Below are 22,221 nucleotides of genomic sequence, written 5' to 3'. Positions count from 1 at the left end.
GCCTGATGAAGAAACTAAGCGACTCACGCGGCTCATACTTCACCGGTTCGCTGCTTATAAAGTTAGAATAGCTAAAAGCAGTGATATTCAAACATTAGCTTCTTCATTAACGCTCGGTTAAAAGCAAATTGGTATCATTCTTCAAGGAGGATTTCATGAAGAAAATTTATCTGAAATTCGTCAGGTGTCTTTTCGTTTTTGAAACGGCGATGGCCGCATTCGGACTGCTGTTTGCCACTTTTACCATCATGGCGCAGATTCTGAACCGCTACTGGCTCCATTTTCCGGTGATCTGGCTGGCGGACGTGTCCCTTTTCGTTTACGTTTTCTGCGCCTTTTTCGCTATCCCGCTGGCCACCGGACAGGACTCCCACATCAACGTGGACGTCTTCACCTCTTTCGCCGTCAAAGGGGAAAAAGCCAAAAAAGTGGTCAAAATACTCATCAATCTTCTGTGCCTGACTTTTTTGTGCCTGCTGTTTCCGGTTTTCTACGCTTATTTTCTGCGTGCCATCAAATACCCCGAATGGGCGACTCTCGTCACCTGGCTGAACACCAGCTGGATGATCGAGGCTCTTTTTGTCGCGTTCGTCCTGAACATCTTTCACATGTTCCATAACACGGTCGCGCAGATTCTGAGTCTGTGCGGAATTTCGGAAGGAGGCGCCGGCAAATGAGCGCAGGACTCATCGTCGCCCTTGTGACATTTCTGGGAGGGCTTATCTGCAGCGTGCCTCTGGGGTGGCTTTTTCTGGGCGCGCCGCTGTTCGGCTCTCTGGCGGACGGGGTCAGTTTCGCTTTCATTCCGATGACTCTGTACCACGCCATGAACAATTCCACCATCCTGGGCATAGCGGTTTTCGTTTACGCGGGCAGCCTCATCTCGGACGCGGGACTGGCTGACCGGATCGTTCGATTTTCCTACGCGCTGGTGGGGCGGGTGAGAGGCGGCATGGCGCTGGTGGGCGTCGTCGCGGCCGTTTTCATGGGAGCCCTGACGGGGTCTTCCGTGCCCGTCATCTCCGCGCTCATTCCCCTTCTCGTGCCCCGTCTGAAGAAGTACGGCTACGCCCCCAGATATACCACCGCCGTTCTCTGCTCCTCCAGCTTTCTGGGTTATCTCATTCCTCCCAGCGTGCCGGCCCTGATCTACTGCCTTCTGACTCAGCAGTCCATCGCGGCGCTGTTCCTGTCCACGGTGTTTCCCGGCCTCCTTCTGGCCCTGGGGTACGGCATCCTGAACTACTTCATCTGCCCGAATTACGTGATGCCCGAGTTGATCTCGGCGGAAGTGGCGGCGGAAATGAGCCGGAACCAGGAAATCGAGGCCGGCGGCGGCAGGCTCAAAGAGCTCCTGAGCGCCACCTGGTCCGCCCTTCCCGCTCTGGGATGTCCCGCCCTGATTCTCACCAGCATTTACGGAGGGCTCTGCACGCCCAACGAAGCCGGCGCGCTGGCCGTGGGCTATTCCCTGTTCGTTGGTTTCTTCGTCTATCGGGAGCTGACGATTAAAAAATGGTGGAAAGCGACTTACCACACGGTGATTTCTCTGGGAGTCATCGCCATTCTGGTGTTGGGCGGCACGGTTTTCGCCCGCTATCTGACCAAGCAGGGAGTCGCTCAGCAAATGACGAGCTTTATGCTGGGGCTGTTCCACGGCAAATACATGATTCTGCTGGCGGTGAACCTGCTTTTCCTCTTCATGGGGATGTTCATGGAGGCCATACCCATCATGCTTCTGGGCGTTCCCCTGGTGATGCCCCTGATGCAGGAACTGGGCGTCAACATGGTTCACCTGGGCGCCATGATTATCGTGAACGTGGGATTGGGGGTCGTGACCCCGCCCTTCGCCATGTCGATCTTCATCGGAAGCCGACTTTCCGGCTGCGGTTATGGCGAGCTGGTGCCGATCATGATGAAGTTCCTTCTGTTCGTGGGCATACCGGTGCTGCTCCTGACCGCCTACCTTCCCGTCCTGTCCTGCTGGCTTCCCGAGGTCATGCTGGGCTCCATGGTCGTAGGCCCCTGGTAGATCGCAAACGGGCAGAGTGTGAAAGAGAGTGAAACGACGTGTATGATTTCGCTGTTAGAAACGTCCAGGTGTACGACGGAACGGGAAACCCGCCCTTCAGGGGCGACGTGGCCGTACAGGACGGAAAGATCGCGGACATCGGGCGTTTGAAAAAAGGGGACGCCCGCGACTCCGTGGATGGAGGCGGGCTGACCCTGTGTCCCGGTTTCGTCGATATTCACAACCACCTGGACATGGCGGCCCTGGGGCTTCCCTTCATGCACAGCCACACCCTGCAGGGGGTGACCACCTCCCTGACGGGCAACTGCGGGCTGTCCATGGCGCCTTTGTCCGACTCCACGCGAGACCTGGCCCGGCAGTATCTTTCGCCCTTCATCCCCTCCGCCGTGGAAAGCGACTGGGCCTGGAACGGGTTCGGGGAATTTCTGAAGAGGCTGGAGGACACGGGCCTTGGACACAACATCGCGAGCTTGGTGGGGCAGGGAACCATCCGCATCGCTGTGAAGGGGTTCGACGCCTCTCCGGCCACGGAAGAGGAAATGACGGCCATGAAGACCCTGCTGCGTCAGAGCCTGAACGACGGGGCTTTCGGCCTCTCCAGCGGTCTCATTTATCCTCCCGGGAGCTTCACCGAAGACGCGGAACTGGAGGAACTGGCCTCCGTGCTGGCGGAGTACGGCGCGTTGTACGCCACCCACCTGCGCAGCGAGGGAGGAAAGCTGACGGAGTCCGTGGAGGCCGCGCTGAATCTGGGACGAACAAACGGCGTGAGGGTGGAAATCTCTCACCACAAGGCCACGGGACGCTACAATTGGGGCAAGCTGCGCCGAACCCTGCGTCTGATGGAACTGGCGCGGGAAGAGGAAATCGACGTCTGTTGCGATATTTATCCCTATACGGCCGGCTCCAGCACCATCACCATGTGCCTGCCCCCTTTCGCGCTGGAGGGAGGCGTCCAGCGCGCGCTTTCGCGCCTTTCCGACCCCGCCGAACGGGAGAAAATCCGACGGGAGTTCAAAAATCCCGCCTGGGAAAACAACGTGGTGAGAAACTGCGGGATGGAGAACATCGTGATTTGCTCCGCCCCGTCCCGTCCGGACATTCAGGGCAAAACTCTGAGGGACCTGCTGGAAACGCCGGAGGCGGGAGACCCTTACGAGGCGTTCATGGATTTGCTGGCCGAAATACGCTGCAACGCCACAATAGCGCTTTTCGCGGTGGACGAGGAGGAGATGGAGTGGGGCCTGACGCACCCGCTGTCCTCGGCGGCGTCGGATGCCTGGGCCATGTGTCCCGAACTTGGAGGGCGGCCTCATCCCCGCGCTTACGGAACCTTTCCGCGCTTCCTGCGCCGGTTCGCCCTGGATTCCCATTTGCTCTCGCTGGAAAACGCCATCCGCAAGATTACGTCTTTGCCCGCGTCCCGCATCGGCCTTTCCGACAGGGGACTTATCAAAAAAGGCTGCTGGGCGGACCTGGTTCTCTTCGACCCGAAGTCGCTCAGGGACAAAGCCTCTTATGACGATCCTCACCGTTATCCCGAGGGCATCGAAATGGTGCTGGTCAACGGTCGTGTGGCCGTGGAACGCTGTCAGATACGCGAAGAAAAGGCGGGGCGCGTCCTGCGAAGAACAAGTCAGCAGTCATGTTGAAAAAAACCTTGAATCGACTCGAACCAACTCGAACCGAAAGGAAGGGCAAATATGACCGATTCGAAAAATAGAAAAAAACTGGGTTTTCAAACTCGCTCCGTGCATGAAGGGAACGGCATCGACAGGGAAACGGGGGCTCTCCGCAGACCGATCACCATGGCCAACTGCTACGCTCTGCCCTATGACCCCTCCAGCGTCGATTGGAGCACCTCCAAAGAGGCCATATATGCCCGTAATGGGAACGCAAATCAGAAATTTTTGCAGGAAAAAATCGCTTCTCTGGAGGAGGGCGAGGACTGCGTGGTCCTGGCCACCGGAGTGGCGGCTTTGTGGGGCGTTTTTTTCACGACCCTGAAGACGGGGGATCACGTGGTGGTTTCGGACAGCACCTATATCGGGGCGTACCGTCAAATGCACCAGCTTCTGCCGGAGAAATACAACATTCAGACAACGCTGGTGGACAGTCGGGACCCCGAAAACGTCAGAGCGGCTCTTCGTCCCGAGACAAAGCTGGTCCACATCGAAACGCCCTCGAACCCCCTCACGAAGATCAGCGACATACCGGCCATAGCGAAAATCGCCCACGACGCGGGAGCGCTTCTGTCCGTGGACAACACCTTTGCCTCGCCTTACAACCAGCGTCCCATGACTTTGGGGGCGGACCTGTGCGTGGAAAGCCTGACGAAGTACATTAACGGCCACGGCGACGCGCTGGGCGGCGCTGTCATCGGCCCCTCGAACCTGCTCCATAAGATCCGCCGGGAAGCCATGATCAACACGGGCTGCGCCATCAGCCCGTTCAACGCCTGGCTGATCATGCGAGGCACGGTGACGTTTCCGTTCCGTATGCGTCAGCACAATCAAAGCGGCCTGACGGTGGCGAGGTTCCTGGAGGGTCATCCCGCGGTCCGTTTTGTGGCCTATCCCGGACTGGAAAGCCACGCCGGTCACGAACTGGCGAAAAAACAAATGTCAAACGGCTTCGGGGGCATGATGTCTTTCGGCCTGAAGGCGGACCACGACGCCCACTGCCGCTTTGTCAGCCATCTGCAGATCATCACCTCCGCCATGTCTCTGGGGCATGACGAAAGCCTCATCGTCTTTAATGGCGAGCAGGACGAACGTCAATACCTGTATCCCGAAGAATTTCACGCCGGATTCTTCCGGTTGAGCGTCGGTCTGGAGGATACGGAGGATCTCATTGAGGACATCCGCCAGGCTCTGGAAAAAGCCGGGCTTTAAGGAGATGTGAAAATATGAACCGCACAGTGTCTGTCATAGCGGGGACTCCTGTCGATACCAAAATGGGCATGGACCTGCTTTCCAGAAACGGTTTTACCGGAATCCCGACGGCCACCGCTTCCAGCGGGCCGGAGCAGTTCGACCTTCAGACGTATCATCGGGATCGGCTGCAAAAGATCACTCTGGACGCGATTTGCGCCGCCGCGGATAAAGGCGGAAAGGCCGCGATGATTTACTGCAATTCTTTGTCGGCGGCGCTGGACCTCGCGGACCTGAGGGCGAAGTCCCCTCTGAAAATCGTCACGCCTTTGGACGCCCATGCCGAAATCGCCCGAAAACACAAATACGCGGGGGTTCTGGCGGTTTCCGCCCAGTCCGCCTGCGGCCTGGAGCTGGCGTACTACGGGGCGAACCCCGACATGCTGGTCATCAGTTGTTCCGTAAGGTCCGTCATAAAGGGAATTGAGGCGCATAAGCCTCCCCTGGAGCTGGTCGAAAAAATGGGGCTGATCGAAATCTGCGAGGGCATGGCCAAAGTCGGAGCCGAGTGTATTGCGCTGGGCTGCACGCACCTGCCCTACATCGAGCGCGAGCTGGCCGCGCGAATATCCATTCCGGTGGAGAACCCCGACGACATCCTGATCCGCATGTTGAAGGAACTGACCGACTGAAATTTCCGGAGGGGCGGTTCGCTCCAGGTCTTCGAAGGAGGAACTGCCCTTCCATCGTATGCAAACATTGCGCCCTTTGTCTGTTTCATACTAATTTGCTTTCAATCGAGTGTTAATGAAGAAACTAATGTTTGAATGTCATTGCTTTTAGCTATTCTAACTTTAGGCCTTTGATTTCAAATTGGTATCAGTTGAGTTTGAACTGCGCGGCTTCTGTTTCGGACCTGAGGATGTCGCAGGTTTTTTCGAAAATTTCTCGCCCCACGATGCCATATTCGTTTGGCGCGTACTGAAGGAGCCAGTCTCCGCGATTGCCTCGCAGAGTGCCTCTGCCGGGGAGCCTCACGATGAATGGTTCGTGAATTTGCAGGGCCCAGGCGGGAAATTTCCCCTTGAGGTACACGCCGTCGGAGCCGGTCTCCGTGCCGGGGAGGGGAACATAGGTTTCGGTGAACCGTTTTTTGGGCACGGGCCAGGATTCTCCCTCGGGGCCGGTGAGCAGCGCGTCTCCCAGTTCGTAGGAAATCCGGCCCTCCCGGGTGTAGAGGGAGCCGCCCTTGGTGGCAAAGGTCACGGGGACGGGGAAACTTTTTTTGAGAACCCGCACGGCCTGGGGCTGACCGGAGATGTCCTCGTCCGTGCAGTCCCGAATGTAGAGTTTATCGAACAGGTCCGCCGTAACGATATAAAGGTCGTCCGAAGAACGGGCCACGATCCAGTCTCCGGGATCTCCGCGGAAGTAATTTTCGGTGTCCCATCGGGTGAAAAGTTTGACGCGTTTTTCGAGGCGCATGGCCAGCACGCAGCCTCCGCCCTCGCCGGAGGATTCGCAGGCCTGCGCGTAGTCCGGCAGAGATACCCTCGTTCCCGTGTTCTTGTTGAACACTTTGGGCGGATAGGAAAAGTCGATGGCAAAACGCTCTCCGGTCAGAGTGTAGGTTTCGATGAAATTTTCGTACTTTGCGGGATAAACTTCTCCTTTAAGGCCAATCATCAAAATCGTTTCCTCATCCGCGGAGATGTCGATGTCTCCTTCGAGCATACGAATCTGGAGGTCGGCGTGTCCCTCGAACAGCGTATGACAGGGCACGAACCCCAGGCGTACCGGCAGTTTCCGGTAACGTTTCATCTCTTTGACGTTCAAATCCCCGGAGAAGGGAGAAGTTACGGCCGCGCAGTCGATGATGGTGCAGGTGTCGAGGTACTCCCGAACCTCCGCCAGAAAATAGAGAGAAAGAGGGCGGTCACCGAACTGGTCCGCGTATTTTCTCCCGGCCAGGTATCCGCCGGCTTTGTCCCGGTGTCCGCCTCCCGACCCGATGTCCCGGGCCAGCCAGCTCGCCAGCTCCGAGGCCTTGGTTTCACGGACGGCCGTCCGCACGGAAAATTTGATGTCGTCCATTTTTTCCATCCCCGGCATGTAGACGATCGCCAAATCCACGGCGTCCACCTGCATGGACAGGTCGCTGATAAAGCCGAGAAGATTGGGGTCGCAGGGCGGCGTGGCAATGACCATGAAACGCCTCCTTGGGTCGAAGTGAAAATCCTTCAGCGCCGCCGACGCGATGGACAGATCGGAAAGCGCCAGATTCGACCTCTTGAGTTTTTTCAGAATACGCTCATTGACCGGAAGAGAATCCCACATATCCCGATCCAGAGGGTGACGAACCTCGGAAAATCCGTTGGTGTCGGTGAACAGACCGTAATGCAGCGCCGTTCCCAACTGGACGTCCACGGAGAAGCCCGCTTCTTCCAGAAGTTTCCACACCAGAGTGGAACAGCTTCCCAGCCAGGGACGCAGGTCCGCCAGAGCGGGCAGTTCGCTTTCCTGGATATGATGGTCGATGACGGCGATGCGAGGGGCCGAAACAGGCGCCACGTTTCCCGCTCCGTACTGGCAGTCCACGGTGATCAGCAGACCGTCCCACTCCTTCAGGTCCGGCTCGTGCTCCACGGGGATGTTCAGTTCTTCGATCATGGCCGTCAGGTTGGGTTTTGTCACGGCCGGGCCGCCGTAGAACAGCTTCGGGGGGTAGTGGCCTTCCGAGTCGAAAAAGCAAAAGAGTCCGAAACCGGCGGCCAGAGCGTCCGCATCGGGGTTATTGTGACACTGAATCGCGATCCGCTCGTCGGTCAGAGTCCTCAGACGCATGATGCATCTCCCCGTCCAGGCAGAGTGAAAATCACTTCTTCAGGAGACATTGTTCTCATAAGATATTTCCGGTCGTCCATTTTTGTTTGCGCGCTCCATACAGGTGTTCGTCATTTTGTGTAAAAATTTGTATTAATTTGCTGTATAAAATATTTGTTAAATCATATCACGGAAAACTATTCTAAGAGCCCTCTTGTGTTAAAGATGTTTCGATGTTATTCTTTTTCTTCAGAGTTGACAAATGAAATAGACACGATGAAGAGGAAGAGTAACTTCCATCGAAGGCGAACAGAGAATCGGGATCGCGGCTGAGAATCCCGCCGCCGGAAAAGAAGCGAAGACCCCCTCTGAGTGAGCGTCGAGGTCCGGTTTTGCCGCGAGGAAAGCGACGGAGGAATAAGACGCAGGGGAGCCGCCCCGTACAGCGGTTTTGAGCGCCGGATCGTTTTTTCGGTCCGGAAATGGAGTGGAACCGCGACAAGTCTGCGCCCACGTCGTCTCCATGGTGAGAGGACGCGGGCGTTTTTCTGTCTTGATTTTTTAGATCGAAAATTGGGAGATGATGGAGATGTTGAAATTCCAGGGAGGCGCCGGGCAGGGGAAAGTGTGTGAACTGCCTGAGGAATCGGCGAAGGTATCCGAGATTCTGTCCGGACTGGGCCTTCTGAAAAGTCCGAATGGAAAGAAGGCTCTGGCGGGGAAGCTGGACGGAGAGCTTCTGGATTTGGAGCGGACGGTGTCGCGGGGAGGCACGATGGAGGGCGTCTACGCGGATTCGGAGGAGGGGCTTGACATCATGCGCCATTCCTGCGCTCACCTGATGGCTCAGGCGATAGAAAAGCTCTGGCCGGGAGCGAAGTTTGGCATCGGTCCCTGCATTAAGGACGGATTTTATTACGACGTGGACGTGCCGGTGACTCTGACGGAACAGGACCTTTCCGCCGTCGAGGAGGAAATGCGAAAACTGGCGGGGGCCGCGCTGAAGATCGAGCGAATCGAGATGACGAAGGAAGACGCTCTGAAGTTTTTCAGGGATCGGGGAGACCCGTACAAGGTGGAGCTGATCTCCGAACTGGACGTCCCGGGCGTGTCGCTTTACAAACAGGGCGATTATGTGGACCTGTGCCGGGGGCCCCACGTTCCGGATACTTCCCGGCTCCGGAATTTCAAACTGCTTTCCATCGCCGGCGCTTACTGGCGCGGAGACGAGAAGAACGTCATGCTGACCCGCATTTACGGCACGGCCTTCGCGACTCCAGACGAGCTGAAGGAGCACCTGCGGCGTCTCGAAGAGGCAAAACTGCGCGACCATCGCAAGCTGGGCAAAGAGCTGGACCTCTTCAGCCTCCACGACGAAGGGCAGGGCTTTCCCTTCTTCCACCCGAAGGGTATGGCGGTCATCAACACGCTGCTGGACTTTTGGAGAAAGGAACACGCGAAGCGCGGGTACGAAGAAATCCGGACGCCGCTGATTCTGGACCGTTCGCTGTGGCTTCAGTCCGGGCACTGGGATCATTACAAGGAGAATATGTACTTCACGGAAATCGACGAAAAACCCTTTGCCGTGAAGCCGATGAACTGTCCGGGGGGAATGCTGGTCTATAAAACTCAGATTCGCAGTTACCGGGACCTGCCGCTTCGCATGGCGGAGCTGGGCATCGTCCATCGACACGAGCGCAGCGGCGCCCTGCACGGACTTATGCGCGTTCGCTGCTTCACTCAGGACGATGCGCACCTGTACTGCACCCCCGAGCAGGTCAAAAAAGAGGTCGTCGGAATCATGGACCTGTGCGACTACATTTATCGTGAGGTTTTTGGTTTCCGCTACCACATTGAGCTTTCAACGCGGCCGGAAAACTCCATGGGGACGGCCGAGCAGTGGGCGGCGGCGGAGGCGGCCCTGAAGGAGGCCCTGGACTCCACCGGCTCCCAGTACCGGATTAACGAGGGCGACGGCGCGTTTTACGGCCCGAAAATTGATTTCCACCTGGAGGACTGCATCGGCAGAACCTGGCAGTGCGGCACGATTCAGCTCGACTTCCAGATGCCGGAGCGATTCGACCTGACCTACGTTGGAGCCGACGGAAAGGAACATCGCCCCGTCATGCTCCATCGCACGGTTCTCGGCAGCATCGAGCGGTTTTTGGGCATCCTGATCGAACACTATGCGGGGGCGTTCCCCTTCTGGATCGCCCCTGTGCAGGTGAAGCTGATTCCCATTTCGGAGGAGCACGAGGCTTATGTGCGGGAGCTGACCGCGATATTCAAATCCTGGGGTCTTCGGGTGGAAGCGGACACCCGGGACGAAAAGCTGGGCAAACGCATCCGGGACGCGCAGCTCCAGAAGGTCCCCTACATGATCGTCATCGGCGACAGGGAAGCGGAGTCCCGGCTGGTGGCGGTGCGCGAACGCAGCAAAGGGGACCTGGGCAGCATGTCTCTGGAGGAGTTCCGCATCGTTCTGGACGGGGAGTTCAACCCCCTGAAGGATGGCGAGCCCGCGAAAAGCGCTGCCAGCTGAGCATAGACCGGAACATTGGATTTTGAAATTAAGCGAAAAGGGCGGCCGCTGACGACCGCCCTTTTCGTTCTGAATTTCTGGTCTGAATTTTTCGAAAAGCGATTACCAGCCGATGTATTGCAGTATGGTGATGGCTGCGCTTGCGAGGACGATCTGCATGACCACAACGGGGAAGAACCATTTGAGGTAGCGGGTATAGGGGATGTTGGCAAGGGCCAGGGAGCTCATGACGACGCCGGCGGTGGGCAGGATGCAGTTGGTGAATCCGTCGCCGAACTGGAAGGCCTGAACGGCGACCTGGCGGGTAATATGCGCAAGGTCCGCGATGGGAACCATCAGCGGCATGACCGCCACGGCCTGCCCCGACCCGGAGGGGATGAAGAAGTTGATGAGGACGTTGGCGTAGAACATGAGATTGGCGCCGATAATCGGTCCAAAGTAGGAAATGGGCTGAGAGATGTAGTACACGATGGAGTCGATGATTTTACCGTCGGCCATCACGACGGAAATGGCGCGGGAGATCCCGATGACAAAGGCGCCGGCCACCATCGTTCCGCTCCCCTTGATGAACTCCCGGCAGGTCCCGTTGACTCCGAGCCCCCCAAACAGTCCCACGAATATGGCCATCGCGAGGAACGTGGCTGAGTAGTAGGGAATACCCCAGTTCCAGAGGATGGAGCCGATAATGATGGCGCCAAATCCCAGGATGGTGATGAAAAGGCAGCTTTTGTGCCTCCAGGTGAAGGGCTCGTGGTCGCTGAAGTTCTGGTCGGAGCCATAGATTTCCGACAGGTCCGCCCCTTCGTCATAGAGCAGACTGGCCTGCGGGGTCTTTTTGATGCGCTTTGCGTAGAGCGAGACCCACCAGTACGACAGAGCCAGGTTGACGAGATGGAAGAGAACGCGAACGTAGAAGCCGGAGAATTTTTCCAGCTCCGCGATGTCCTGGGCGATTCCGACGGTGAACACGTTTCCCCATCCCACGTTGAATCCGGCGTAAGATCCCAGATAGACCATGCCGAACCCCACCACGTTGTCGAATCCCATGGCTCTGGAGAGCAGGATGCCCAAAGGCAGAAGGGCCAGCGAGGTATTCGCGAAGGCGCCCACCGCGCCTCCGATGGACATGAAGAACATCACGGCGAAAATGGCCAGCTGCTCTCTTCCGGAAACTTTTTTCAGCAGCCGCTGAAAGGAGACCCGCACCGTTCCCGTTTTTTCCAGGATATAGACGGCCGCCCCGCAGAAGAAGACCATGAAGATCATGCCTCCCGACTGCGAAAAGCCCCTGTCCAGCGCGGTGAAAATTGTCCAGGGCGCCTGGGGCGCGGAGGGAACTTCGTGGTAGGTCCCGGGAACGACGGTGCTTTGCTTCATTCCCGCCACGACTCGGGCCGTGCGCTCGAACTGCCCGGCCGGAACGACCCAGGTCAGAATGATGACGAACAGCACCGTGCAAAACAGGAAGGCGAAAACGTGGGGAAACTTTTTTACTCGCTCGGATACAGAAATTATTTTGTCTGCCATTTCAGATAATTCCTCCCAAATTAATTTTAAAATCCAAATTGACCCTGAAAATCAGGAGAGACGGAATATGAGATGTTCAGGCTTTTGTTTTCGGTCGGGGAAGGAGTCTCGCGTCAGGCAACCAGACTGTGAACCATCAGCGCCAGAACCTTGGCGGCGCAGATGACGGCTTCGTGATTGAAGGTCATGCCCCTGAGATGCAGGCCGGGAGTCAGGTCGGCCCCTACACCGATGACGGTGGTTTTCAGGTTGGGAATGCCCTGAGCGTAATAATGGAAATCTTCGCCTCCCGGGGTTTCCATGCAGGGCGCCAGCCCTTCTTCCCCCAACACGGATACGATGGCGCGGCGCGCGATTTCGACCACTTCATCGCTGTCCTGAGCGGCGGGGCAGCCGGTTTTCCAGTGGCAAACGGCCTTCGCGCCGACGGAGGCGGCTCCGCCCGTGATGGCGGCCTCGACTTTTGCGCGAAGATCAGCCATAACCGGGTTAGTCTGAGCTCTCATATCCACGGCGATTTCGGCCCTGTCGGGGATGATGTTGAGAGAATCGCTGCCGCAGCGTATTCGGGTCACCTTCGCGGAGTGGGGGACGAGCGGGGTCACGTGAACGCTGTTGATCGCGAATAGAGCCGCCGCGGCGGCCTCCGCGGCATTGACCCCCAGATGAGGACGTGCGCCGTGAGCGCCTTTGCCGGTTATCTCCGCAAACATGAACCCGGAGGCGGAATGTCGCAGAGAAGGTGTGATTTTTCCCATGGGAAGTTCCTCAATTGCGCGCAGGTGGGTACCGAAAAGATACTCCAGTCCCTCCAGCTCACCGCTTTTCAGAAGAGCCAGAGCGCCGCTGGCCACTTCCTCGGCAGGCTGAAAAATCGCCATGAAACGACCCTTTTGAGGTTTGCCGCATGCGGAGATGGCTTTTGCGGCCCACAGAACTTCGGTGCTGTTTGCATCGTGTCCGCAGGTATGGGAGGCGACGGTTTTTCCGTCCACCTCGTAAAGCAGGGCGTCCATGTCGGCTCGAATGCCGACCACCGGACCGGGTTTCCCGCTGTCCAGAACACCGATAACTCCCGTTGTGCCTCCGACGCCGGTTTTGACGGTGTAGCCGCATTCCTTCAGGTGCTGCGCGAGGCAGGCGGATGTGTTGAACTCCTTTTCGCTGGCCTCGGGCATGTCATGCAGTTCGTCGAGAGTCCGCAAAATTGATGCGCGATTCTCGTCGAGATATTTCACCAAATCCATTTCTCGTTCTCCTTCCAACTGATATTTAATTATTGGCAGCGCCAGTAACATTCTGCCGAAGCTTTGCGAAGAGTTTTTTTCTGCTTTTTCACTGCAGAGAGATAAACTATAACTGCAACATGGACAATAAGTCGCGACTCTTCAGGAAGGCCTGTATTCCCTGAATCGAATCGATTATAACATGTTAGGTTCTGTTTTACAAAAAGAAAGAGATTTTTATATATTCAAACTTGAAAGTTCTGGAGGTCAAAGCTCTCTTTTGAATTATATCCTGTTCGTTTAGTCCGGTATCTGTGCTATATTGACTGTTCAGAACGGGATGACGTCGGATGAAAACTTTTCAGTTCAGAAGAAGCGGGTGAAAACTTTGAGTGCCAAAAATCTGAAGGGGAGTTCTTCAGGCGGGGACAGTTTCATTTATACGGAAAATCATGCGGAAAATTTGACGGATGGCATAAAGGGGACGAACAGGCCGCCGGAAAAGGACATTCTCCGCATGGGAGAGCTCTATGAGGAGCTTGCGCGTCATTCGCGGCTCTATTACGAGGAGGATTCCCCCGTCATTTCAGACGAGGAATACGATCTGCTGCTGCGGGAGCTTGTGGAGCTGGAGCTCGCTCATCCGGAGCTGGCCCGGGCGGATTCCCCGACGAAACGGGTCGGAGGGGCCGTGCTGGAAAAATTTCAGAAGGTGGAGCACGCCGTTCCCATGCTGTCCCTGGACAATATCTTTGACGCGGGAGAACTGAGGAGTTTTGTCACGCGCCTGGAAGACGCGCTTCATCGAAACAGCGCCGAAACCAGGGCGGAGGGCGCGGCGGAACCCTCCTTTGTCTGCGAGATGAAAATCGACGGGCTCGCCGTGTCCCTGATTTATGAGGACGGGGTCTTCGTCCGGGGGGCCACCCGCGGAGACGGTCGGGTTGGGGAAGACGTGACGGAAAACCTGCGGACGGTGAAAAATTTGCCTTTGCGTCTGAAAAAAAACGTACCCGGACGGATGGAGGTTCGAGGCGAGGTTCTGATTACCCGCGAACAGTTCGCCGAGCTGAATCGCCTTCGGGAGGAAAATGGCGAGTCGCTTTTCGCCAACCCCCGCAACGCCGCCGCTGGGAGTCTGCGCCAGTTGAACTCCGAAGTGGCGGCTTCCCGGGGGTTGTCCGTATTTTTGTACTATCTCGTCGACGCGGAGCAGAGAGGGATAAAGCGGCAGAGCGAAACGCTGCGCTGGCTGGCAGAACAGGGGCTGCCGACTCAAAAGGCCTGGGCCTTTTGTCCCGTTCTGGAGGACGTGGAGACCTTCATCGAAATTTGGCGGGAAGGGCGCTTCGATTTGAATTACGTCACGGATGGCGTGGTCGTCAAGCTGGATGACATTGCGCTCTGGAACCGCGCGGGGGCCACGTCTCACGCTCCCCGATGGGCCGTGGCGTTCAAGTATCCGCCGGAGGAGGTTTTTACGCGAGTTCTGAGCATCGATATCTCCGTGGGGCGCACGGGGGCTCTGACGCCTGTGGCGAACCTGGAGCCGGTACAGGTGGGGGGCACGACCGTCCAGCGAGCCGGACTGCACAACGAGGACGAGGTGCGGCGCAGAGACATTCGGGTCGGAGACCGGGTGAAGGTCCACAAGGCGGGGGAGATCATTCCGGAAATTGTCGATGTGGACCGGGAGGCGCGGACGGGAAGCGAAGTTCCCTTTGTCATGCCGGAGAACTGCCCCGTCTGCGGCTCTCCTGTCGTGCGTCTGCCTGGAGAGGTGGCCGTTCGCTGTCCCAATCGGGCTTCCTGTCCGGCGCAGCTGAAGGAGGGCCTTCGCTATTTCGCCTCACGGGGAGGCATGGACATTCGCGGGCTGGGGGACCGTCTGGCGGAACAACTGACAGAAAAAGGTCTGGTTCGGGATCTGGCTGATATTTACGGCCTGACGGAGGAAGATCTTGCGAATCTGGACCGCATGGGAGAAAAGTCCGCGCAAAACCTCATCGCGGCCATCGAGGCCTCGAAAAAACGACCTCTGTCCGCGCTGATCGCCGGGCTGGGCATTCGCTTCGTGGGGGATCGGGTGGCGGATATTCTGGCGGAACACTTTGGCTCGATGGAGTCCCTTCAGAGCGTGTCCGAAGACGATCTGGCCCAGGTGGACGGCATTGGCCCCGTGATTGCCTCCTCCGTGGAGGCCTTCTTCCACGATGCCGCGAACCGGGCTCTTCTGGAACGTTTGCGGGAAAGCGGGGTCAGCATGGGGACGGGAAAAACTTCCTCCGGCCCGCGGGAGGGGATATTTGCGGGAATGACGCTGGTGTTCACGGGCGAGCTTTCGTCTGTTTCCCGGGCGGAGGCGGAGCGGCGGGTGAAGGAGCTGGGAGGAAAGGCCGCTGGCAGCGTCAGCTCGAAAACATCTCTGGTTGTCGCCGGGGCGAACGCCGGATCCAAGCTGAAAAAGGCCGAAGAATTGGGGATCCGGATCATCGACGAAGCCGAGTTTCTGAAGATGCTGCCCCAGGGAGAAAATAAGGCTGGAGAAAATTTGGGAGAAAATTTGGGTCTCTGAACAGGAGATATTTTTTGTTATAATAGAGCGGTAATACCTGTAGAATAACGAGCTCAACGTGCAGTTTGCCTTGTGGAACGTAAGTCCAGTTGCGGCAGGCGCACGTTTTTTATTACGTGTCTGGTGTGAGGGTGGGGCGATCTGCAGGAAAAAGAAAAGGAGGAAAGAGCATGATGTATAGCGTCAACGACACCGTGTTGTACGGCGGGTTGGGATTGTGCAGGATCATGGAAGTTTCAGAAAAGAACTTGCGGGGCAAAACTCTGGAATACTACGTTTTGAAACCTCTTTCCGATGAGAAATCCACAATTTTTGTCCCGGTGAACAATGAAACGGCCACGGCAAACCTGCGGCCCGTTCTGTCCATGGAGGAAATTCAGGATCTGATCCGGACCATGCCGGATGAAACTTCAATCTGGATCGATGACGAGGCGGTGCGCAGAGGAGAATACCAGAAAATTCTGGAGACCGGAGACCGGAAGGAACTGATCCGGCTCATCAAAACGCTCTACCTGCGCCGAAAATCGCAGAAAGAAAAAGGGAAGGAACTGCATCTTACCGACAGGCGGTTTCTGAGAGAGGCCGAAAAAATGCTTCACGAAGAATTTGCTCACGTTCTCAATCTGCGTTTGGAAGAGGTCGTCCCGTTTATCCTTGAACAGGTACAGGTCGAGGACAAAAAAGAGGCGTAGCCGGGTTTACCTGAAATACTTTGCGATGGGATGTTTGGCCTGAGCCCGGGCAAGGGCATCCAGCAGGTTTTTTCTGAGGGTTTTCAGGTCCTGCATCCCCTGGGGCAGAGGCGTCTGGGCCAGAATACCGTTTCGCAGACGCAGAATCTCATTGCCCTCCAGCTGCAGTTCATAGGGCGGGAGTTCCATCTGAAAATCCCGATCGAGGCTTTTCTGCGCCTGCGTCATCACCCTGAGAGTTTCCGCACTGTTAAACCCGCTCCAGACCGGAACGCCATCCACCAGCAGCCTTGCTTCACTGCCGAACTTTTCTATGGAAGTTCTGAGCAGATGCAAGGGATATTTTCTCTGAAGATTTATATGCAGCGCTTTCAGTTTTGCGCTCATGGCCCTGACGCGTTCGGCGGATTCCGGATGATCCATGTAAATGCCGTATTCGTAGATGGGCTGCTTCATTTCCTCGTGCAGAAACCCCTCCATGAGGGTGATCATCGCGGAGGGCGGGTACCCGGAGGCGATGAGGACGTCGAGTCCCATACTGTCGGCTTCTTTTTCGAATTCGATGCTGTAGGCGCTGGTCATGGCGACTTGGGCGACCTGGGCGATAACCACGGGGGCCAGCGCTCCTCCGCTGAGCACTGCGGCGGCCAGCGCCGCGAGGCTCAGCCTGTTGGATTTCGCGGCCATTTTCAGCCCGTGGCTTTGATCCACGTGAATCATTTCATGGGCCATGACCGCGGCAATTTCGGCATCCGAGTGCAACTGGTCCAGCATCTTTGACGTAAAAAAAATGAACCCCCCGGGGAGGCAGAAAGCGTTGGGGACATCCATGCGCAGGATGCGCAGCTCGTAGGGGATTTTGCGTTTCATGTGAGGTTCCAGTTTGTTCAGAATCATGGTCAGATGCGCAAGACGGGCGGGGTCTGCAATCAGCTCCCACCGGGCTTCGATCTGACGAACCGTTCTGCGGCCTATTTTTCTTTCCCTGGCCAGTTGAGGGTCCTCTATCCCCTCGTCTTCTGAAATGACTTCAGCGGTGCTGTCGACGTTTGCGGCACGGGCGCATAAGGGGCTGAGAAGAGACAAAAGCAAAATCAGGAACACCGAAAACGATCTGGCGGAAAAAATTTTAATCGGAATCCCCGTTACCCTGCTCAATCTTTCCTCCCCCCATTTTCGCGTAGCCGATACAGGCCGATCGGCCGTGGTTAATCTGCAACATTTTGGTTCGGAGGGACTGCACGTGTTTTTCCAGTTCTTCCTGGACGTTTTTCTCGGCCTTCATCAGGTCTTCGGCGGCGTTTCTCGTTTCCGTGAGAACGCTCTGGAAAGTGGCGGAATCCTCTTCACTGAAAAGAGACGACAGCGTTTCCCAAAAACCATCCGTCCCCCGCAGTTCCTCCAGACCCATGGAAGGCAGGGCATCCGCCCAGGTATCCGACAGCAGCTGCAGCCGAGAAATGATTTCCTGTTTTTCCTGCAAAATAGCCAGCAATTCTTCCATATCCCCATTGAGGATGATGGCCTCCAGTTCTCGTCCCACCATCCTGCGCAGGGTCTGATATATTCCCAGTTCTCGGGTCAGAAGGTTGGTTACCTGCGTCAGAACATCATCCCGCAATGTTCAGTCCCCCGGCGGGCGCGCTCCTGCTCTCAGACGGAACGGAAGGCGTCGGGATGTCCCTGACGGCGGTCTTCACTTCTTCGTCTTCGGGGTGAGCCGTCTGATATTCCTTCAGCAGCTTCATCAGAGCCTGCTCCCAGGTCTCTTTCAGGTCCTCCAGCATCGTCCGTACGGTAACAATGTTTTTGGGCTCTTTTTTGATGTTGGCGTCCACCAGAAGCTGGTACATGTAGTCGTAGAGGCGCATCAGCCCATTTGCCATGTCGCCGCCCTTTTCGGTGTTGAGCGTCACCATGAGTTCGCGAATGACGTCCTGAGCCCGCAGAATTTCTCTGTTGGCCACGTCGAAATTCTGAGCTTTGCCGTCCGTTTCAAGGGCCGCTTCCGCCATGCGGCAGGAACGTATGCCAATGTCGTAAGTGATCAAAAGAAGCTGCTCTTTTGTCGCCGTAGATATTTGGGTGGCCTGGTACGTAAACGGCGCCGTCTGAGTTTTATTTTCCATGGATATCACTCTCCCTCTTCTCTCCTGTTTTCGGACATTAAAAGTCAAAACGAAAGTCAGAACTTTTGTCCTGAGATTATGTGTGAACCGCGAGGAACAACCCGCAGCCTCTGTTTTCCGGAACGACCCCGTTGACCCGCGGGCCTCAGTCGATTTTTGTGAGAAGAACGTCGGAGGTCAGTTTTTCTACACAACTTCTGTTTTCGGGAAATTTTTCATGATGCGTGGCGCATTCCCTGCAACAGGCCATAGCCAGCCGGATGGCCCGCTCCGACGAAAACCGCTCCTGCAGTCCGGCCAACAGCCCCGCTAAAAGAGCGTCCTCCGTGGCGTAGACGTATCTCATTTCTGAAAGGGGGTTTTCGGCGATCCAGAGCCCTCCCGGCGAGGCGAAAGCGACTTTTTCCCGACTGAGAGACGTGATGACCCACTGGGTGCCGCGGCCGCGCAGAAGGAGGGCCTGTTTCGCGAAAGCGTTCACCTCTTCCTGACCTGCGAGGCCGGTTTCCGAAAGCCGGGACTGATAGTCCAGTTTGACCACGGTGGGGGCCTCCTCCAGGGCGGCCTCCAGAGCGTCCTCCGTCGGATGGACGACCACCGGAAGAGACGCGTTTTTTGCCATCTTCACCATTTCCCCGTAGATGGAGACGTTCAGTCCGGGAGGCAGGGATCCTCCCAGACAGACCGCGTGAGCGCGGGTCAAAATCCGCTCGTAATTGCGCAGAAAAATTTTTCTGTCCTGGGCGGGAATTTCGATTCCCCGCTCGTGCAGTCTCGTCTCCACATTACGCTCCACATCAATGATGCAGACGTTGATTCGCGTTTCCCCGCCGGTATGGATGAAATTCGTGGAAATGCCCTCTTTTCGAAGGGCCTCCAGAATATACAGCCCGTCGAATCCGGCCAAAAATCCCGACGCGATGGATGGCTGTCCGAGGCGACGCAGGATAATGGAGATGTTGATTCCCGCTCCTCCCGGGCTGCGCCGCGACACGTCCGCTCTGTATCGCCTGCCGGGAAGAAAGTCCTCGACGAGAAAATCCATATCGACTGCCGGATTGAACGTAACGGTGAGGATCATTTGAGATTTTTATCCCAGTATTTTTGCGATGTCGGCTTCCGAGGCGAGTTTTTCGACCTTCGCCACACTGCCCCTGCGCAGTTCCACGACGGCCGGAAGCTGGGAGCCGATATCCAGCTTTTCGATCATGCGCGCGTTTTTGTACCCGTCGATGATGGGAATCTTTTTACCCTGCTTTTTGGCGAATTTTTCGACCTCGTTGGACAGGTGAGCCTGCTTCTCGTCGATGCTCGAGTAAAAGAACGCCGTCACGGACTCGGGCTCCAGGAGGACGGCCCGCAGGTGAATCTGCTCGTTGATGTAAGAGGAGGCTCCCATGGCCGCAATGGCTCCGTCGGAGGCCGCCGTCAGAACCTGACGCAGGTGCTTGTTGCAGACGTCTCCGGCGGCGAAGATTCCGTCCACGGACGTTTCCATCTTTTCGTTGACCAGGATCCAGCCCTCTTTTGTGGCCTTCACGAGGCCTCTGACGCATTCGTCGTAAGGCGCCTGTCCCACGAACATGAATACGCCCGCCACCTTCAGGCTGGAGGTTTCGCCGGTCCTGACGTTTTTCAGGACGAGATTTTCCACGGCTCCGTCGCCTTCGATGCGCTCCACAACGCTGTTCCAGACGGGGACGATCTTCGGGTTGGAAAGCGCTCGCTCCACCGCGGCCCGGTCCGCGCGAAACTCGTCCCGACGGTGAATGATGTAGACTTTGGACGCAAAGTTGGTCAGGTACACGCCTTCTTCCACAGCGCTGTTGCCCCCGCCCACCACGGCGATCTCTTCTCCCTCGAAAAAGGCTCCGTCACACACGGCGCAGTAGCTGACGCCCTGGCCGATGTGCTCGTCCTCTCCCGGGCAGCCCAGACGGCGGAAGTACGCGCCTGTGGCCACGATGACGGCCTCCGCTTCGATTTCTCCCGTGTCGGTGACAACAATCCGGCTGTCTCCGCGAAGTTCCACTTTTTTGACGTCCGCCATGCGGATTTCCGCCTTGAACTTCAAAGCGTGCTCCCGGAACATGTTGCCCAGTTCCGGCCCCGTAGCATGCTGAACGCCGGGCCAGTTTTCGATTTCGTCGGTGATGTTGATCTGTCCTCCCGTGGCGCCTCTCTCCAGAAGCAGCACGTCAAGTCCCGCCCGTCGCCCATAAATCGCGGCGGCCATTCCCGCCGGCCCGGCTCCAATAATGACAAGCTCTCTCTTCTCCATAAACCATCTTCTCCTTTGTGCCGATCTTTCAGCACTCATCTCTTGTGGTGCAAACGCCGGCTGCGGCATTCCATCTAATATATTATCAAGTATGCGTCCGAGGCCTGTTCATGTCAAGCAGATTTTATTTGACGCGGGTCCGTCCTGTCAAACCGCAAGTCCGCCCAAATGGCTCGGATATGTTACAATAATAATGTCAGGTTATTTTCTCATGTGCAAAATCAGTAAATTGCCGGTATTTTTGTAGTAGTTATTCAACTCGACAGGAATTTCCGCATGCGGGCAGGCATATACTGGATTTTTTGAGTTAGTAAAAATATTTTGGCAGTAGAGCTGGTTCGGAGGATGCCCTGAATGATCAAAATGCGATGCGCATATACAACTGAAATCGACGATGTGGAAGTTGCGGTGGGTGATGTCGTTCGTCAGCTGGATCTGGAGAACTGCAGCTTCAAAAATGCGGTGGGGCTTGTGCACTGTTACAGCGAATACATCGAGACCGGTGTTGTGAAGGCGCTGTACGAGCGACTGCCCTTCGAGGTGATCGGCTGTACTACCACCAGCGGCGCCTGCAGGGACGAGGGAGGAAACGAGGTTCTGATCTTCACCATGCTTTACAGCGACGACGTTTCCTTTTCGACGGCCATGTCTGAAACCATCACTGCTGAGAACATCGAACGCACGGTTATGGATACCCATGCCCGGGCAAAAAGCAAACTGGGGGGAGATCCCTCCTTCATCATGGCCTTTTTCCCGCTGATGGGAGAGGTCAGCGGCGGACAGTTTCTGGAGAAGCTCGACGAAATTTCCGGAGGCATACCCATATTCGGCACGGTGTCCTGCGACCATTCCGTCTCGGGTCGGGAGGAAAGCCAGACGATCTGCAACGACCAGGCTCATCAAAACACCGCGGCTCTTCTCCTGATGAAAGGAGACGTCAACGCGAAGTTCACCGTCATTGCGCTTCCGGAGCACAGCATTCAGCAGCAGAAGGGGATTGTCACCGACTCGGAGGGCTACGTGGTGAAGTCCGTCAACGGTCTGCCTCTTCTGGAATATCTGGAAAGTTTGGGTATGCATACCGAGGACCTGAAATGGGGGCCGGCTCTGGCCAGCCCGTTTATGGTGGATTATGAGGATGGCACCCGTCCGGTGGCGCTGCTCATGTATGGCGTCACTCCGGAGGGAGACGGCGTCTACGGCGGGAGCATCCCCACGGGCGCGGGCGTGACCCTGGGATCTTTGAATCGCGAAGGTATCCTTCAGACGACGCAGGAATCTCTGGGCGAGATCATGAAGGTGGAGCATATCAATGGCATTCTGGCGTATTCCTGCCGTGGACGCTATTTTATCCTCAGTCCGGACTTCGCCAGCGAAACTCGAATCGTTCGGAAGTTTTCCGGGGACGTTCCGTTCATGTTCTCCTATTCCGGCGGGGAAATCTGCCCTGTTTACAGTGAAGACGGAAAACTCAAAAACCGCTTCCATAATTATACTTTGATTGCCTGTGTCTTTTCGTAG

Annotated in this window: 17 protein-coding genes; 9 read left to right on the top strand and 8 right to left on the bottom strand. The window is 56.6% G+C overall.

Going from position 1 to position 22,221, the window contains the following annotated elements; all coding sequences use genetic code 11:
• Window positions 1–155: 155 nt before the first annotated feature.
• From LBR61_06380 to LBR61_06360, 5 genes are read left to right on the top strand one after another with little or no spacing between them, the layout of a single operon-like run.
• The gene (locus LBR61_06380) at window positions 156–677 is read left to right on the top strand and encodes a TRAP transporter small permease subunit (GenBank protein MDR1731706.1); all 522 of its coding nucleotides are present in this window, start codon (window positions 156–158) and stop codon (window positions 675–677) included.
• Window positions 674–2,032: a TRAP transporter large permease gene (locus LBR61_06375; GenBank protein ID MDR1731705.1), complete on the top strand. Its 1,359-nt coding sequence runs from the start codon at window positions 674–676 to the stop codon at window positions 2,030–2,032. The genes LBR61_06380 and LBR61_06375 overlap by 4 nt, the downstream gene beginning before the upstream one ends.
• 38 nt (window positions 2,033–2,070) lie before the next feature.
• Entirely contained in the window at window positions 2,071–3,684 is a 1,614-nt protein-coding gene (locus LBR61_06370) for a D-aminoacylase (protein ID MDR1731704.1), read from the top strand.
• 51 nt (window positions 3,685–3,735) lie between these two features.
• Window positions 3,736–4,926, top strand: a complete 1,191-nt coding sequence (locus LBR61_06365) for a PLP-dependent aspartate aminotransferase family protein (protein ID MDR1731703.1) — start codon at window positions 3,736–3,738, stop codon at window positions 4,924–4,926.
• A gap of 14 nt (window positions 4,927–4,940) precedes the next feature.
• On the top strand, window positions 4,941–5,597 hold the full coding sequence (locus LBR61_06360; protein MDR1731702.1) for an aspartate/glutamate racemase family protein: 657 nt from the start codon (window positions 4,941–4,943) through the stop codon (window positions 5,595–5,597).
• 187 nt (window positions 5,598–5,784) lie between these two features.
• Here the strand turns inward: LBR61_06360 and LBR61_06355 are convergent, their stop codons facing one another.
• Window positions 5,785–7,749 carry a DHH family phosphoesterase gene (locus tag LBR61_06355; GenBank protein MDR1731701.1) on the bottom strand — a complete coding sequence of 655 codons (1,965 nt, stop codon included), beginning with the start codon at window positions 7,747–7,749 and terminating at the stop codon, window positions 5,785–5,787.
• Between the two features lie 568 nt (window positions 7,750–8,317).
• On the opposite strand from LBR61_06355, the gene thrS reads away from it, so the two are divergent.
• Window positions 8,318–10,270, top strand: a complete 1,953-nt coding sequence (gene thrS, locus LBR61_06350) for a threonine--tRNA ligase (GenBank protein ID MDR1731700.1) — start codon at window positions 8,318–8,320, stop codon at window positions 10,268–10,270.
• A 102-nt stretch (window positions 10,271–10,372) separates the two neighbouring features.
• On the opposite strand, the gene LBR61_06345 is transcribed toward thrS, so the two are convergent.
• Both LBR61_06345 and LBR61_06340 read right to left on the bottom strand, forming a co-directional pair.
• Complete coding sequence (locus tag LBR61_06345; protein MDR1731699.1) at window positions 10,373–11,797, bottom strand: TIGR00366 family protein; 1,425 nt, start codon at window positions 11,795–11,797, stop codon at window positions 10,373–10,375.
• Between the two features lie 113 nt (window positions 11,798–11,910).
• Entirely contained in the window at window positions 11,911–13,044 is a 1,134-nt protein-coding gene (locus tag LBR61_06340; GenBank protein ID MDR1731698.1) for an amidohydrolase, read from the bottom strand.
• A gap of 496 nt (window positions 13,045–13,540) precedes the next feature.
• Between LBR61_06340 and ligA the strand changes: the two genes are divergently transcribed.
• Window positions 13,541–15,598, top strand: a complete 2,058-nt coding sequence (gene ligA, locus LBR61_06335) for an NAD-dependent DNA ligase LigA (protein ID MDR1731697.1) — start codon at window positions 13,541–13,543, stop codon at window positions 15,596–15,598.
• Window positions 15,599–15,768: 170 nt separating this feature from the next.
• On the top strand, window positions 15,769–16,290 hold the full coding sequence (locus LBR61_06330) for a hypothetical protein (GenBank protein MDR1731696.1): 522 nt from the start codon (window positions 15,769–15,771) through the stop codon (window positions 16,288–16,290).
• Window positions 16,291–16,296: 6 nt separating this feature from the next.
• On the opposite strand, the gene LBR61_06325 is transcribed toward LBR61_06330, so the two are convergent.
• The 5 genes from LBR61_06325 to trxB form a co-directional block, all read right to left on the bottom strand.
• The gene (locus tag LBR61_06325; GenBank protein ID MDR1731695.1) at window positions 16,297–17,448 is read right to left on the bottom strand and encodes a M48 family metalloprotease; all 1,152 of its coding nucleotides are present in this window, start codon (window positions 17,446–17,448) and stop codon (window positions 16,297–16,299) included.
• On the bottom strand, window positions 17,420–17,911 hold the full coding sequence (locus tag LBR61_06320) for a flagellar protein FlgN (protein MDR1731694.1): 492 nt from the start codon (window positions 17,909–17,911) through the stop codon (window positions 17,420–17,422). The genes LBR61_06325 and LBR61_06320 overlap by 29 nt, the downstream gene beginning before the upstream one ends.
• Window positions 17,901–18,419, bottom strand: coding sequence for a flagellar export chaperone FliS (gene fliS, locus LBR61_06315; GenBank protein ID MDR1731693.1), 519 nt, complete (start codon window positions 18,417–18,419; stop codon window positions 17,901–17,903). Before fliS ends, LBR61_06320 begins: the two co-directional genes overlap by 11 nt.
• Window positions 18,420–18,564: 145 nt before the next feature.
• The gene (locus tag LBR61_06310; protein MDR1731692.1) at window positions 18,565–19,500 is read right to left on the bottom strand and encodes a PfkB family carbohydrate kinase; all 936 of its coding nucleotides are present in this window, start codon (window positions 19,498–19,500) and stop codon (window positions 18,565–18,567) included.
• 9 nt (window positions 19,501–19,509) lie between these two features.
• Window positions 19,510–20,700 carry a thioredoxin-disulfide reductase gene (trxB, locus tag LBR61_06305; GenBank protein MDR1731691.1) on the bottom strand — a complete coding sequence of 397 codons (1,191 nt, stop codon included), beginning with the start codon at window positions 20,698–20,700 and terminating at the stop codon, window positions 19,510–19,512.
• 354 nt (window positions 20,701–21,054) lie between these two features.
• On the opposite strand from trxB, the gene LBR61_06300 reads away from it, so the two are divergent.
• Window positions 21,055–22,221 (top strand): FIST C-terminal domain-containing protein, encoded by a 1,167-nt coding sequence (locus tag LBR61_06300; protein ID MDR1731690.1) that lies wholly within the window; start codon window positions 21,055–21,057, stop codon window positions 22,219–22,221.

The sequence above is a fragment of the Synergistaceae bacterium genome (assembly GCA_031272035.1).
Lineage (GTDB): Bacteria > Synergistota > Synergistia > Synergistales > Aminobacteriaceae > JAISSA01.
The sequence above is the reverse complement of the archived record's forward strand: the minus strand, read 5'-3'. Positions and strand labels throughout refer to the sequence as shown.